This window comes from Thermococcus sp. (assembly GCF_026988555.1).
Lineage (GTDB): Archaea > Methanobacteriota_B > Thermococci > Thermococcales > Thermococcaceae > Thermococcus.
This window is the reverse complement of the sequence record NZ_JALSLB010000013.1, coordinates 1-14,854: the sequence shown is the minus strand read 5'-3', so window position 1 is coordinate 14,854 and position 14,854 is coordinate 1. Positions and strand designations below refer to the sequence as shown.

Here is a 14,854-nt window from a genome sequence, read left to right as displayed (position 1 = left end):
AACCCACAGTGTTTTTAAGCCCTCAACCCGTAAAATCACCGATGACGGAGAGCCTGAAGTTTAAACTAATCAAAAACGCCGGCTGGCTGTTCGGGGCAGAGGTAGTCTCCAAGCTCTTTGCATACGGCATAATCGTCCTCCTGAGCAGGACCCTCGGCCCGGACGGGCTCGGCCAGTACTCATTCATCTTCTACTACGTTGGCCTTCTGGGCGTTTTCTCTGACCTCGGCGTTGGATTTTACCTCATGAGGGAAATAGCAAGGGACAAGGGCAAACTTAAAGAACTGCTCCCAGACGTCCTAGGCTTCAAGATATTGCTTGCATTGGTGAACTTTCTCATAATCGGAGGGATAACCCTTTTCCTCCCCAAACCGGAATGGATGAAGTTTCTCATTATCCTGACCGGCGGAGAGGCGATGCTAACATGGATATCCTATCTGTTCGTTCGGATAATGTACGGCCACGAGGTCACCAAGTACGAGGCCATAGCGAGAACCGTCGAGAGGTTCTGGGCCTTCTTCGTTGGTGGGGGGGCCCTGTGGTATTTCAAAGAGCTCTCCCCGTTCGTGGCGGTTCTTCTGGTCGGGTACACAATAAGGGAACTTCTCAGGATAAGGTGGGGGCGCAAATTCATCCCCGGGAAGCTCGAAGTAAAGTTCAGGCCTTCGGTTTGGGGAGAACTGCTCAGGAAGTCCTACCCCTTCTGGCTCATCGGGCTCTTCACGCTCATCTACTACCGCACGGACATGGTCATGCTGAACCTTCTCAGGGGGGACTACGAAACAGGCATTTACAGGGCGGCTTATACGCTAATTGAGGTTTCGCTATTTATTCCGAACATAGTTGTGAGCACAACCATGCCCTCGATGGCGAGGCTGCACAGGGAGGATCAAAAAACCCTCGAGGTTCTGTTCAAGAAGAGCCTTCAGGTTTTACTCCTACTTGGCCTTGCCGGCACTGCAGGATACTACCTTTTCGCAAAGCTCGGAATCTTCTTCGTATTCGGAGAGAAGTTCAAGGAGAGCGTCCCCGTGCTCAGGATTCTGGCCTTTGCAATCCCCTTCATGTTCCTGAACTCGCTCTTCGGGAGCTACATGAACGCCACAGGAAGGGAGCTTACCTTTACCAAGATAACCGGCTTTACGGCCCTGCTCAACGTAGTCCTTAACTACATTCTCATACTCCACTACGGGGCCACCGGTGCGGCGGTGGCGACGGTGGTGAGTCAGGGAATATTAACATTAGCCGTTTGGCATGAATCAGATAAAAGGAGGGGATGATAATTATGATCATACGATACCATGGATATATAAACAAAGAAAACATTGGTGACGATCTAATATATTTAAGTGTAAAAAGTCTGTTTGGATACATTGATGCTAACGTATGATTTGTTCCATATTATGAGTGTAATATCAAGAAGTGTACCAACATTTCTTTTTTGGAGGAGGAACAGTATTGCCCCTATGGTTCTCACGAGAAGCTAACAGATGGAGCATTTCAGAGAGAAGAAAATTTATATTGTGGGGGGTTGGGGTTCGTAACCCGAGTTTTTTTAACAATGCACCGTTTGATTTGAGATATAATAGAAAATTATCAATATTTTGGGAAACTGTCTGTAGAAATAGGTTATATGGATATCTGACCTCAACTATTTTCAATTGTATTCAAAGTTATTTTGGTGTCTGCGCACCCACAATCAGAAAAGAAGATTTTGAGAAACTCAAGAAATATCAGGATCCTAGAAAAGAATATAAAGTATTATCAAGAGATACAACTAAAAAGAGCAAGATGGATAGCAGATACCATATTTTTAAATGTCTAATTTAAAAATTGAGTAATGGTGGGAAAACTATGGCCATGGTTTCAGTAATAATCCCAACACTTCTGGGAAGGGAACACCTGTTAAAGCGTGCTATTCTTAGTGTTTTAAATCAGACTTTCCAAGATTTTGAGATAATCATTGTAAAGAATTATAAAGAAACAAAACTTGACCTAGAAGACCCCAGAATAAATGAAGTCTACGAAGCTAGGAAAGGCGTCAGCACAGCCAGAAACACTGGAATGAAAATTTCCGGAGGAAAGTATATCGCATTCTTGGACGACGATGATGTGTGGTTGCCAAATAAACTTGAAGAACAATTAAAGATTTTCAAGAAATCTCCCGATGTTGGGCTTGTTTATGGGAAGTACAAACATATGGGCAATGGAAAGATAATCCCGCCGAAAATAATAGAAGGCAACGTTTTTGAAAACCTGTTGAGGGATAATTTCATAGGAACTTCAACTGTCATCATACGAAAAGAGGTTTTCGAATCTATCGGAGGATTTGACGAGAGTCTCTATATCGGTGAAGACTGGGACTATTGGTTAAGAATTTCAGAACAATATATAGTTCGTGGTGTTAACAGCATTGTATCCATATACTCTGGACCCACTCTGTCAAGTGATTATAAAAAGGTATTTTACGGATTAACAAAATTTATGAATAAATGGTTCCCTAAAATGAATAAAAATGCACAAATTAAAAACACCCTAAGATTACTATGGTACAGTCAAATATACTACCACTATGGAGATATTGGATTTACAAATTATGCCCAGAGTCACATTTGTATTCGCCTGGGAACATCCTTGTGAGATTGGCTAACTATATAAGATAAAAGAGCTTTTCTTATGTTTCCTTCAAGTATCTTATCCCAATCGTACTTCTCTAGTACTATTTTTCGTATTTTTCTATATTTTTTTACATAGTATTCATAGTTTTCATAGACATGTTCAAAAGTATTATATAAATCAGCTTCGTCACAACACTTGAACGTTATGCAATATTCCACTATTTCTGAATCTATCGAATCACTAACAATAACAGGTAAACCAAATGAAAGGTATTCGAGAATAGTAATAGGAAAAACTTCATGTCTTGATGGCAAAATACCAATTTTTGATTGAGAAATGTATTCAAAGACCATTTTTCGGGGCATAAATTTCTTAACTATTATATTCCTAATAAGGGTATTTTTATCTTCCCCGATCATTATTCCACAGTATTTGGTGCCCAAAAAGGCCTTGAATACTATTTCGGGGTTCTTTTCATAACTAAATCTTCCAACGTATATAAAATCAAACTGCTTTTCTCTGTTTATCCAGTTACTCCAATCGATCCCATTTGGATTCCCATAAATTGAACGGGGGAAGTTTCTCACGTAAAATTCTCTTGCAGCCGAGTTTAACAAGAAAATAGTTGAATTTCTAACAGACATTTTTACATATCTTTGAGGTAGATATTGGATAATTTTCCCAAAAATGTTTAGGTGTTGTTTATAAAATTTATCCCAATCTCTTCCATCAATGTAGATTACATTTGAGTTTACCCATAAAGGGGTATGAGTGAAAACCAAATCAAAATCTTTCTCAATCTTTTTCTTTAGGAGCACGTTTTTTAAAAAAGTGTAGCTATACCCAAATAGCCTGTCAAGTCTTGAGGAATATCGGTACGTCATGACTTTATCACAACACTCAAAAGTGGATATCCTTTGATGCCCTCTTATGGAGCACCAAACCTCAAAGTCAAATTCTTTTTTGAGTTCCTGAAGAACGCTGCAAACTTTCTCCATAACAACAGTAACGCCCCCTCCTTGATTTATATTGTGAACGAGAACCTTCATAGTACTCTCACCAAATTTTTTTCAATAATAACCTGACAGGAACAAAAGGATCAACTAACCACAACAAAGTAAGCATGGACATGTAACTACGAGCTGGTCTAAACTTTTTAATGTATCCCCAATACTGCCTAATTAGTTTTCTGCCATATTTTCTCCCAATGGAATCCGAAACTGATGTTATGTATGTTAGAATAGACCTTGGTAAATGTCCACTCTCAATAAACTTCCAAAATTCCTCAGGACAGGGGGAGTTCTGAAAAACGAACTCCCTTAATCTTCTATAGCTCTCAATGGTCTGATCAATTTTATCGATTCCCTCTTGAAGACTGAAGGAGGTTCGAGAGAGTGAGGACGTTCGAGCAAGATGGTAGAACATACACTCTTCTAATCCAAATAGAGGCCTTTTTATGACGGAGAGGTAAGCCAAGAGAAAGTAGGAATCCTCACTGACCCCAATCCCATCGGGAAACCTTATACCATAATTCTCAATTAGGGAGCTTTTCATTAGGGTGTTCCCTATGCCAAACCTAACTTTCATTTCCAAAACAGGTTTCCAGTCAGCGTGACCCACTACTTTCGGTTTGATATAGACCTTTTTTCCACTCTCAAGGACATCACAATAGCCAGTGTAAACTCCATCGTGGGCTCTCATATGTTCCATAGTACGTTCCAAAAAATTTTCACTCCACCAATCGTCCGAATCAATAAATGCCACGTACCTACCAGAAGCTATTTCAAGACCAATATTACGTGCAATTCCTGGACCTTTTTTGATGCCTTTTTCAACATGAACCTGATCAGGATAAGTGTTTTCAAATTTTTTCAAAATCTCATATGTATCATCGGATGAATCATCTACAAAAATAGCCTCGAAATTCCTGTAAGTCTGACTTTCAAGGGAAGCAAGTAGCCTATGGATATAGTTTCTTGTATTATACACCGGTACAATAACCGAAACCTTAACCATGCTGATCCCGCTAATAGAAATCTAAAAACCCTTAAAAGTTTATTCCATAGCATTTTAGTGATGAACATGAACAAGCTCAAAAAACAGCTTATAGCCTCAAAGATCCTCTCCATTGTAAACCATCTCCCTAAAGACGAATCAAAGATAGTCTTCTACTCGACTCCAGACATTTCTGACAATTCCCTGGCCCTCTTCAGGTTTATAGCCTCACAAAACTATGGCTACGATCTTGTCTGGCTTCTAAAAGATGATAACCCCCCAGGACTCGAAAAACTTACAAAGGAATACGATGCAAGGACCGTCTCGCTGTTCTCGGCAAAAGGTCCGAACGAACTAATAAGGGCAAGATTCGTCGTTACAAGTGATGTACTGCCAGTAACACCCCACTCTGGCCAGAAGGTAATCCAGCTCTGGCATGGCTTACCCGGAAAAAAGACCGGTTATGAACATCCCATTGGGGTTAAGGATCTCTATCTCTACATGGACAGGTGGACAAGCTATTTTGTAACGACCTCCGAGCTCGTAGTTGGAGCTTTTGTAAGGCAGTTCATGGTAAACCCCCGGAAGTTCAAACTTCTCGGACAGCCACGAAACGATGGCCTGTTTGCAAATCTCAAAAAATCAAGGGACCTTCTCTCCGATATCCTTGGTCTGGACATTGAATCCTTTGATAGGCTAATTCTTTACGCGCCCACTTACAGGTATACGAGCTATTTAAAAGATCATAGGGCGAGTGTAAACGTCGTAAGAACCCTACTCTCCAAGAAGCTTACCAATTTCCTCGGGAGGGAAAACCTCCTTCTGGTAATCAAACCCCACAAGCTCGTGAGCAAAGCCATAGCAGATTCAATCGTCAATACGAAAAACATGATCCTCCTTGGGGACCAACCTCTCCAGGAGAGACTGCTAACAATAAACGACATAATGGGGGCCTTTGATATGCTAATAACCGACTACTCAAGTATCTTCGAGGATTATATTTTAACCGAGAGACCAATCGTATTCTACCTGCCCGATAGAAAAGAACTGGAGAGAAAAAGTGGCTTTCTCCTTCCATACAACTTCTTCGCCCCTGGAAAGAAATCAGAAACGATAGACGAACTGATTCAGTCTCTTAAAGCCTATCTGGAGGAGCCCACCAAGGACATGGAATGGAGGAAAACAGTTAAGAGCCTCCTGTACGAAGTTGGGGCTGATCCTCATTCATCGGAAAGGGTTTACCGGCACCTGATAAAGGGTGAATAGAAATGACAACTCTAATCCTACTGGCGGGAGGTATAGGAAAAAGAGCTAATTTGGGGTTACCAAAGCAGTATTTCAAGATAGAGGAGAAAATGATTATTGAGTATACTCTGGAAAACGTCTCAGAAGTCGATTCTATAGATAACATCGTTCTGGTATCAAATCCAGGATTTATGAAAACGGGAAAAAAGCTTATGGAGAGTTTTCCAAAGATCTCTACAGTAACCGAAGGTGGAACAACACGGAATGAATCCATGTATAGGGGTTTCCTGAAGATATCGGAGGGTGAAAGGAAGGTTATCGTTCATGATGCCGTTCGTCCGTTCACACCCCCCTGGGTTTTCGAAAGGATGGAAAAGCTATTAGAGAGGAAAAACGTTGTAACTACTGTTAATCCAATAACGGGGAACCTAATAGAACTGAAAAACGGAAGGGTGTATGAGATACACGATCGCTCCAAGTACGTTATGGGCGAATCCCCCACGGGGTATAGATATAGAGCCCTAAAGGAAACCCTTGAAACGGCCGTCAGTGGGGGCTACCTGAACGAAATTCCACATGACATCCTTCTCGCGATTAAGGCCGGTTTTGACGTCCACGCACTGCACTGCAACTGCTTCAACCTGAAGATAACGTTCAGAGAGGATGTGAAAATAGCAAAGGCTTTGATAAGGATCCTGGAGGAGAGAGGGTGAGGCCCAGAGTATCAGTGATTGTACCCACCTACAACCGGGACGTCCTGCTCAGACGGGCTATAAAGAGCGTTTTAAACCAAACGTTTGACGAGTTTGAGATTTTAGTGATAGACGGTGCTAAGAATGACTCGACTAAGGAGCTTGTGCGCTCTTACGGGGATGGCAGACTCCGTTACATACCTCAGAAGGGAAGGGGTATAGCCAACGCAAGAAATCTTGGTGTTAAGAAGGCACGTGGAGAGTTAATAGCTTTTCTTGACGATGATGATGCATGGAAAGCCCCAAAACTGGAGGCACAGATTGAACTCTTCCAGAATCTAGGGAGGAAGTACGGCCTTGTTTACACAGCTTTTAACTACTATTATCTGAGGAATAAAAAAGTTCTGGGTTCAAAACGGCCCATTGCCAGTGGATATGTTTACCCTTACCTACTCAAGGACAACATTACAGGGACGTCCACGATAATGGTCAGACGGGAGTGTTTTAAGAGATCCGGCACTTTTCGGGAAGATTTCATAACCTGCGAGGACTGGGACATGTGGCTGAGAATGTCGAGAACATGCCTTTTCGGCACTATAGGTGAACCCCTAGTTGACTACTCCATACACTCCGGCCAGTTCTCCTTCGGAAGATATTTAGATGGTAGGTATAGGATGATAGAGTCACATGCAGAGATAAACCATGACCCCCGGATACTGAGCTACCACCTCCTTCAGATAGGACTCCTAGAGATGTTTGGGGGAAAAAAAAAGTCAGGTATTCAAAACATACTGAGAGCATTCTCCCTGAACCCGCTTATGAAAAGCAATCTTCATGACATTATAATATCAATGGCGGATGTTAGAACCAAGATTTATATCATGAAGTTCCTGGGAAGGCTGTAACCCGATTACTTTTTAAACCCCCCGAGGATAAAAACATCCGGTGCAGGGTATGAGCATTACACTGATCACAGTCATAGCGGGTATTATCATATTTTGGAGCGTTCTTTACGTCCTCTTCGGAAGGAGGGAAGAGAGGGAAGAGGGCATAAACGTAGACATGTTCATCGCTATGTGGCGTACCAAACGGCTCCTCGGCTTCATTGATGGAACGGCGCAGAAGGCCAGGAAACTCTGGAAGGTCTACGGGGACATCGGCATAGTGGTGGGGTTTGGAGGGATGAGCTACGTATTCTACATGCTTTTCAGAACGGCGATGTCGGCGCTGAGGACGAGAGGGGCCGCCCAGGGTGTGCAGTTGGTGATCCCGGGGGTGACCATCCCGCTCTGGTACGGACTCATCGCCCTCATAGTTGTCATGGTGGTCCACGAGTTGAGCCACGGGGTGGTTGCGAGGGCTGACGGTTTGCCGCTCAAGTCCGTAGGTCTCGTCCTGCTTGCGGTCATACCCGGCGCCTTCGTGGAACCCGACGAGGAGGAACTCCAGAAGGCACGCCTGAGAACCCGTCTGCGCGTTTATGGCGCCGGATCAATGGCGAACGTAGTAACCGCACTCATAACACTGATGATAATCAATCTGGCCGTGAGCCCACTCCTTCAGCCGGCTGGAATAGCCGTCTCAGGGGTCTTGGAAAACGGGCCGGCCTACGGTGTTCTTCACAAGGGTGACGTCATAGTGGCAATGGATGGTCAGAGCATAAACGACCTGACCCAGTTCATAAAGTTCATGAACAAAACAAAGCCAGGACAGGAGCTCACGCTCACGGTCCTAAGAAACGGAGAGAAGCTCAACGTCAGACTGAAGCTGGGAGCTCATCCTCAGGATCCTCAGAGGGGTTACATAGGGATATACCCGGCACAGAACGTCGTCTCCAGGGTCGGCCATAAGGGGATAGTCCTGCCGCTCTTCTTCACGCTGTACTGGATATACGTGCTGAACCTCGGGATAGGGCTCATGAACCTCTTCCCGCTGGTTCCACTGGACGGGGGCAGGATGCTGGACGACGTGCTGAAGGAGTACCTGCCGAAGAGCGTGGCAAATCCCCTCAGGTACTTCACGATAGGAACCGGACTGGCACTGCTGGCCCTGAATCTCTGGCCCGCCCTCGTAAACCTGATAAGGTGACCCCATGTCACCCTTCAGGGGGTGGCCGTTCCTACACCACCTTCACCTTTCCCCTAGAGAACATGAACTCCGCTATCCCCGGTTCAAAATCTGGGAGCAGCGACTTCCGAACGAGAAGGTTCTCCCTCCCCGGGACGTCCGTTGGTTCGAATTCGATTATGTGCTCCGAGTAGTGGGATATCCAGGAGAGGAACCTCTTGGAAACACGATCCTTATTTAGGAGCATAAGATTTATCGGCCTCGGTCTGTCCTCCGATGCCCTGGCCATCTCCTTCATCGCGATGTTCCTCTGGAACAGCTTCATAGCGGAGTCCTCCCCAAACATGGTCGCAAAGCCGTCCAGTGCCACCGTGAGCCCAATAGGCTTTCTGTTGCCTGCATCGCGGAGGATTTCATAGTAAAGCGCGGAAACCTTAGGGAGGAACGTGCTGGAGTCAACACTCCCCGGAGACCGAACGAACGGCCGGGTTGGGGGTATGCCGTTAACCGCGCCGAAGATGTCCAGAACCACAAGGTTGCTCATCTCCCCCTGCCCCTCAATATCAAAACCCAGCATATCCGCGTATTTCTCAAGCATGCTCAGGGGAAGGGAGTAGCTCGTGACGACACCGAAGCAGTCCCTCCCAAGGAAACTCTTGAAGAGCTCAATCGCGAGGGACCAGCCCAATGAGTAGGTGTCGTAGATGATAAGGACCACGCTGTCGTCCAGCATCCCTCCTCCCAGCATCTCGTCAAGATTCTTAATACCCGTTTTTATAACAACGTTCATGCTCTCACCGGGCCCGGTAGGAACCAACCTTTTTAAAGGGTGCCCCTTCCATTCACTCGGTGAGCCCATGGAGTGTTCTGTTTGCGGGAGGCCGGCGGTCTACCATGCACGTTACACGGGGAGGTACTACTGCAGGAAGCACTTCAACGAGATGGTCGAGAAGAAGTTCAAGGAGACCGTGAAGAAGTACCGTCTAATCAAGAGAGGCGAGAGGATAGCCATCGGGGTCTCCGGGGGAAAGGACAGCGTAGTTCTGATGCACCTCCTGGCGAAGCTCCGCGAGAAGTTCCCCTTCGAGCTGGTTGCTATAACGATAGACGAAGGCATAGCCGGTTACAGGCCTCCCAGCGTTGAGATAGCAAGGAAGAACGCGAAAAAACTCGGAATAGAGCATCGTATCTACTCCTTCAAGGAATACATCGGCTTCACGCTGGATGAGACCGTCAAGATAATGGGGAGCTTCGAGAAGGGGGAAAGAGTGGGTGCCTGCTCCTACTGCGGCGTCTGGAGGCGGTGGCTTCTGAACTACGCGGCTAAAGACGTCGGAGCGGACAAGTTAGCGGTGGGCCACAACTTAGATGACGAGGTCCAGATGTTCATAATGAACATCCTCCGCGGGGACATAGCCCGACTGGGCAGGACGGGTCCATACTACGAGGAAATTCATCCGGAGCTTGTCCCCAGGATAAAGCCCCTCCGTGAGATTCCCGAGAAGGAGATAGTTCTCTACGCGGTTCTGAACAACATAGAGGTTGACCTGAGTGAGTGCCCCTATGCCGTTGAGGCGTTCCGTGCCGAAATCCGTGACTGGCTCAACGAGATGGAAGAAAAACACCCCGGCACCAAATACCAGATTCTCAGGAGCTACGACAAGCTCTTCCCGCTGATAGCCAAGACCTACACCAAAAAGACGAGTGAGCTGAACCGCTGTAAGATATGCGGCCAGCCGACGACGGGGGAGATATGCAAGGCATGTGCCTTTAGACTTCAGGTGGAGAGGAAGGCCAGGGAGAAAGGGCTGACTTTCAGGGTTGGGTGACAAAGGTTTAGAGAAATAAAGCCCAGCTCCCCTTGTATTTAATATCAAATAGATAGTATAAAACGATAGCTTTTTATCCCATTGTAATAGACTACGCTTGGGTGAGGGCTGTGGAGGAAAGACTCGTGGAAAGCATTGTGAGAAGAACCATTGACACGGCTGAGGCAAGGCTTAGAAAGTATGTATTTACCCCAACTGGAGAAAAAAGACCTGAGAGGAAACCCCTCACGGACCTTAAAGAGGAAGTCGAGTTATTCCTTAAAATCCGGGAGAACAAACTTTTGGTTCTTTACGGTCTTCGTGGTGTTGGAAAGACCACCATGCTTGCCCAGATGTATTTCAAACTTCTCCCCCAAATCCCAAGGGAGAGACTCGTTTACGTCTCCCTCGACAAGCTTCGTCCGTTGGGGATAAGTCTGAACGACTTCCTTCAGGCCTACGAGCGTCTCCTCGGCGAAAGAATCGAAGAGCTCAGCCAGCCAACCTTCCTGTTCATCGACGAAGCCCATTATGATGAGAACTTTGGGACTACGGTGAAAGACCTCCATGACTCCGCGAGCAATCTCATGATTGTGGTTACCGGATCTTCCTCACTCCCCCTTAAGCTTGACCCCGACTTGATGAGAAGGGCCAAGAAGCTCAGGGTGCCACCTCTTACCTTCACCGAGTACCTGCTTCTGAAAAAGGGGATAAGAATTCCCGGGGAGCTTAGTATGGCTCTAAAGCGCGCATTTCTCAATTGTGATTTCTCCGGAATCCAGGAGAAGCTTGGGGGAGTACTGCTAAAGTTCACTGAAAGAGACGTTGAGGATTACCTCATTCAAGGCTCGCTACCCATTTACCTAACTTCCGGGAATCCGCTTGAAGATGCTTATGAGATACTGAGAAAGATTGTTGAAGTTGATTTAGTGAGAGAAGGGCTTTCTGAGACGACACGGGAAAAGGTTCTTGGTCTGTTACTTCTTCTCGCCTCCGGCGAAAGCTTAGCATACGATGACTTGAGCTCAACTTTGGGGCTTGCCAAGGCGACTGTAGAAAAGATGATTGAGAAGCTTGAGGACCTCGAAGTCATCTTCCCGGTAAGGGCCTACGGTTCTTTGGGCAAAGTCGCTCGAAAGACTCCGAAGTATAAGTTTCTGGCACCAATGCTCAGGAGTGCAGTGCTTTACGAGTTTGGACTCTTTGAAAGGGATTCAAAAACACTCGGCATGCTTCTTGAGGATGCCGTAGCGCTTTATCTTCACCTGCTTGCCAAGGAAAAGAAATTGGGGCTTCACTACGATGCCCAAAAAGGCGGTGCGGACTTTATCCTGAAGGGGCACACTACAGGAGTTGTGGTTGAGGTCGGTTGGGGGAGAAAGAGCGTCCGTCAGGTTGTCAAGACCATGAAGAAGACGGGATTAACCTGCGGTGTTGTGGTACACAATGGTCCTTTGAAAAAGAAGGGCGAAGTATGGTTCCTGCCGAGGGAGCTCCTTTTACTGATGCTCTAACATCTTCTTTTGAACACTCTGGAGGTTCCTCCTTGAGGATTGTTGAAACGCCGATTTCCCTCAACGAGCTCGAAGAAATCAGCGAGAAGAGCGGGGCTAACGTGAGACTGACCCTCCTCGGAAAAGTTGAGAGGAACGGCATACCCCTTGGCAGGGTCTTAATTGAAGGCTCTCCAGAGGAAATCGAGCGCTTCATGGAAAAACTTAGACTAGCAAGGGCCGGGGGTTAGTCTGGAAAACAAACTTCCAGCCGGGTATTTAAGCTTTGACCCCAACTTTTCTTGGGTGGGAACATGGAGGAGCTGAGTGAAGCGTTAAAGGCGGTTGAAAAACAGCTCAACTTCGCGAGGAAAGCCTACCGCTCAATCGTCTACCTCTACTGGGCGGTTGCTTTTCCCGTGATATACGTGGTTTCATCCGTCGTTTCAGCCTATACCGGAATGTCTGTGGGCTCAGGTTTGGTTCTCCTCTCCGCCGCTGGGATACTGCTCTTTGTTGTGGAAGAGAGCAGAGCGTTGAGGAATGTGATCAGAATAGAAACCGCCCTGGGAAGAAAAAGGGGAGTGAAGGTAAAATACCTCCTCGCGCAGCTAATCGTCTGGCCCATCGCTATACTCGCCATCGGGCTGAATGTCAAGGACCAATGGCTCATGCCTCTCTTGTCGATAGGAGCCGGGATGACAGCTCTCGCCGTCCTGGGAGTCCTGTTCAAAGAGAGATGGCAGGAAAACGCCATGGTTGGAGCCGTAATACTGCTCTCCAGCATTCCATACCGGATGGTTCCCATAACAAAGGGAGCTTACACCACACTCGTCCTTTCGGTGGCTTTTGGGTTTGCTGCATACTGTAGCCTGAGAAAAGCGATGAGGGAGTGAGATGCTCGATGAACTGGCCAAGCTTTCGAAGTCGCCACTCGGCAATCCGACGAGGCTGGCAATAGCCCTCTACCTCCTGTCAAGGGAGAAAGCGACATTCACCAGTCTGAGAAAGGCTCTAAAGCTCACCGCCGGAAACCTTGAGTTCCATCTCAAAGCGCTTGAAGAGGCCGGAATCGTGAGAACCTACTACGGCTTCGGCAGAAGGCCGAGGAAGTTTATCGAGATAACGGATGCGGGTGTTGAAGAGCTGGGGAAGGTTTTGGAGATCCTTCGGGGGGTCATTGAATGATTGAGTTCGCCGTTGCCTTGCTCCTATGGCTGTTAATTTTCGTGCCCTCTTCCATCATAGCATCCCTCACCTCCAGGGGGAGCCCGAAAAAAGCGGGCTTTGTGATGCAGCTAACGATGTTTCCCCTGTCGTTCGCCGTTATGGGAGCTCCTCGGAGGATCGGAAAGGTTTGGATTCGTCTGGAACACCGAATATATCCCCCCGCGTTCATCCTCGGCTTTGGGGCCTCTTTCGTGATAAACCTGCTCGAGGGAAGCCCTTCAGTCCCAATGGAGGAGTTCATGCCAGGAGGGATGGAAAGACTCCTCCTCCTGCTCCTCCTCGCCCCGCTGGGCGAAGAAGCACTCACCAGGGCTTTAGTTGAAGGATACCTCCTGAGTTACGGCCACTTTTGGGATGCGATAATCTTCTCGGCCATGTTATTCGCGCTCCCTCACTGGGCAGCCTACGGGAAAAGCGAACGGAAAAGAGTCGTTGTAACAGCCGGAGCCTTCATCCTTGGCTCCGTCGCCGGATACCTCTTCGCCCTTGGGGCATAATCCCGGCTTTCGTTTTGCACTCCTCGGCGAATCTCGCAGGATTGACCGTCTTAAAAGCAGGAGAGAAGAGGATGACCCATTAGCACCTTCGGGGCAAAATCTGGAAGCGGGGACTTTCGTATGAACATCCTCTCCACACCCAAACTCGACGAGGAGAACTCTATGACGTACTGGCTGTACAGAGAGATCCACGCCATCAGACTCTCGGAGGCCCTCCCCCTGTTCAGCAGGAGTATGTTGAGGGGCCTCTTCCTATTCTCCGTTACCCGGGCTTTCTCCTTGAGGGCGATTATGTTCTGGAAGACCCTCACGAAGGCTTCTTCTCCCAGGAGGAACGCGAGGCCGTCTATGGTAGAATCGATTCCTATGGGCCTCCTATCCAGTATCCTCTCGCTTAAAATGCGCCTGTACATACCGGTGTACTTTGGAAGGAATGTGGAGGAGTCTATGCTGGTATCGGTATAAACGAAATCCAGACCGGGGTAGGTTATTCCATAGAAAGAGGAGAACACATCCATGATGGCCAGATTTCCCTCCTTACCCTCCTTTTCAACATCGAAGTTGATGGCGTTAAGCTCCATCTTGAGGTGGGAGAGGGGCATCACGGAGTCCAGTACAACACCGAAGTCCCCCAGCTTCATCCGATTCCGGAGCACTTCAAAGGCCAGGGTCCATCCATAGGAGTACGTATCGTAGATTATCAGGAGGTTGCTGTCCTCCAGCAGACCTCCACCGATGGCATCATCGAGAGTAGGAATACCCGTTGTCAGAACTTCCACAGTTCCTCACCAGAAATCCTAATATATCCAATGATATTTAACTTTATCCCAGGTGATTTGGATACCCAATGGTTAAATTCCAGGAGAAGGTTGCGGTTTTGCTCTGAAATCCAGAGAAACTCAACCACATAAATAGGGGAGCCCCCCAAATTGGAACGGTGATGGGTATGGAGGATGTGAAGGAACTTAAAGACGTCCTTGAGAGGGTGGAAGGCAAGTTGATAGCTGCCGAGAAAATGTACAGTGCGATGAACTTCGCGCTCTGGCTCTCTGTCATGGCGTTTTATTACCTGTTGAACGGTTTGGTCACGCTGAGGGGACCCGTCTCACTTGGGTACTGGATGGTTGCGATAGTTTTAGCGGTTCCTTTAACTATTAAGATCTGGAACCGGCTCAAAGGGCTTTACTCGACGTTCTACCCCAACTCCC

16 protein-coding genes and 1 pseudogene are annotated in these 14,854 nt (G+C 47.1%); 13 read left to right on the top strand and 4 right to left on the bottom strand.

Annotated elements, in window-relative coordinates; all coding sequences use genetic code 11:
- Positions 1–41 precede the first annotated feature (41 nt).
- Both MVK60_RS01190 and MVK60_RS01185 read left to right on the top strand, forming a co-directional pair.
- Complete coding sequence (locus MVK60_RS01190; RefSeq protein ID WP_297435619.1) at positions 42–1,280, top strand: flippase; 1,239 nt, start codon at positions 42–44, stop codon at positions 1,278–1,280.
- A gap of 574 nt (positions 1,281–1,854) precedes the next feature.
- The gene (locus MVK60_RS01185) at positions 1,855–2,640 is read left to right on the top strand and encodes a glycosyltransferase (protein ID WP_297435617.1); all 786 of its coding nucleotides are present in this window, start codon (positions 1,855–1,857) and stop codon (positions 2,638–2,640) included.
- On the opposite strand, the gene MVK60_RS01180 is transcribed toward MVK60_RS01185, so the two are convergent.
- Both MVK60_RS01180 and MVK60_RS01175 read right to left on the bottom strand, forming a co-directional pair.
- The gene (locus tag MVK60_RS01180) at positions 2,607–3,668 is read right to left on the bottom strand and encodes a glycosyltransferase family 4 protein (protein ID WP_297435615.1); all 1,062 of its coding nucleotides are present in this window, start codon (positions 3,666–3,668) and stop codon (positions 2,607–2,609) included. The two genes, MVK60_RS01185 and MVK60_RS01180, sit on opposite strands and share 34 nt — an antisense overlap.
- A gap of 7 nt (positions 3,669–3,675) precedes the next feature.
- Positions 3,676–4,635, bottom strand: coding sequence for a glycosyltransferase family A protein (locus MVK60_RS01175; protein ID WP_297435613.1), 960 nt, complete (start codon positions 4,633–4,635; stop codon positions 3,676–3,678).
- Between the two features lie 60 nt (positions 4,636–4,695).
- Here MVK60_RS01175 and MVK60_RS01170 point away from each other — a divergent pair, with 60 nt between their 5' ends.
- Genes MVK60_RS01170 through MVK60_RS01155 form a run of 4 tightly spaced genes read left to right on the top strand, consistent with a single transcriptional unit; the run spans position 4,696 to position 8,639 of the window.
- Positions 4,696–5,880, top strand: a complete 1,185-nt coding sequence (locus MVK60_RS01170) for a CDP-glycerol glycerophosphotransferase family protein (protein WP_297435611.1) — start codon at positions 4,696–4,698, stop codon at positions 5,878–5,880.
- 2 nt (positions 5,881–5,882) lie between these two features.
- On the top strand, positions 5,883–6,572 hold the full coding sequence (locus MVK60_RS01165) for a 2-C-methyl-D-erythritol 4-phosphate cytidylyltransferase (protein WP_297435609.1): 690 nt from the start codon (positions 5,883–5,885) through the stop codon (positions 6,570–6,572).
- Positions 6,569–7,456, top strand: a complete 888-nt coding sequence (locus MVK60_RS01160; RefSeq protein ID WP_297435607.1) for a glycosyltransferase — start codon at positions 6,569–6,571, stop codon at positions 7,454–7,456. Before MVK60_RS01165 ends, MVK60_RS01160 begins: the two co-directional genes overlap by 4 nt.
- 49 nt (positions 7,457–7,505) lie before the next feature.
- Complete coding sequence (locus tag MVK60_RS01155) at positions 7,506–8,639, top strand: site-2 protease family protein (protein WP_297435714.1); 1,134 nt, start codon at positions 7,506–7,508, stop codon at positions 8,637–8,639.
- 31 nt (positions 8,640–8,670) lie between these two features.
- On the opposite strand, the gene MVK60_RS01150 is transcribed toward MVK60_RS01155, so the two are convergent.
- Positions 8,671–9,408, bottom strand: a complete 738-nt coding sequence (locus tag MVK60_RS01150; RefSeq protein WP_297435605.1) for a hypothetical protein — start codon at positions 9,406–9,408, stop codon at positions 8,671–8,673.
- 67 nt (positions 9,409–9,475) lie between these two features.
- On the opposite strand from MVK60_RS01150, the gene MVK60_RS01145 reads away from it, so the two are divergent.
- The 6 genes from MVK60_RS01145 (at position 9,476) to MVK60_RS01120 (ending at position 13,646) form a co-directional block, all read left to right on the top strand.
- Positions 9,476–10,447, top strand: coding sequence for a TIGR00269 family protein (locus tag MVK60_RS01145; RefSeq protein WP_297435603.1), 972 nt, complete (start codon positions 9,476–9,478; stop codon positions 10,445–10,447).
- Between the two features lie 101 nt (positions 10,448–10,548).
- The gene (locus MVK60_RS01140; protein WP_297435601.1) at positions 10,549–11,940 is read left to right on the top strand and encodes an ATP-binding protein; all 1,392 of its coding nucleotides are present in this window, start codon (positions 10,549–10,551) and stop codon (positions 11,938–11,940) included.
- A gap of 32 nt (positions 11,941–11,972) precedes the next feature.
- Positions 11,973–12,170, top strand: coding sequence for a TIGR04140 family protein (locus MVK60_RS01135; RefSeq protein WP_297435599.1), 198 nt, complete (start codon positions 11,973–11,975; stop codon positions 12,168–12,170).
- A gap of 63 nt (positions 12,171–12,233) precedes the next feature.
- On the top strand, positions 12,234–12,815 hold the full coding sequence (locus MVK60_RS01130; RefSeq protein ID WP_297435597.1) for a hypothetical protein: 582 nt from the start codon (positions 12,234–12,236) through the stop codon (positions 12,813–12,815).
- 1 nt (position 12,816) lies between these two features.
- Complete coding sequence (locus MVK60_RS01125) at positions 12,817–13,107, top strand: transcriptional regulator (protein WP_297435595.1); 291 nt, start codon at positions 12,817–12,819, stop codon at positions 13,105–13,107.
- Positions 13,104–13,646 (top strand): CPBP family intramembrane glutamic endopeptidase, encoded by a 543-nt coding sequence (locus tag MVK60_RS01120; protein ID WP_297435593.1) that lies wholly within the window; start codon positions 13,104–13,106, stop codon positions 13,644–13,646. Before MVK60_RS01125 ends, MVK60_RS01120 begins: the two co-directional genes overlap by 4 nt.
- 50 nt (positions 13,647–13,696) lie before the next feature.
- Here MVK60_RS01120 and MVK60_RS01115 read toward each other — a convergent pair whose 3' ends face one another.
- Entirely contained in the window at positions 13,697–14,425 is a 729-nt protein-coding gene (locus MVK60_RS01115) for a hypothetical protein (RefSeq protein WP_297435591.1), read from the bottom strand.
- A 161-nt stretch (positions 14,426–14,586) separates the two neighbouring features.
- Here MVK60_RS01115 and MVK60_RS01110 point away from each other — a divergent pair.
- A pseudogene (locus MVK60_RS01110) lies at positions 14,587–14,854 on the top strand (hypothetical protein); the annotation flags it as partial.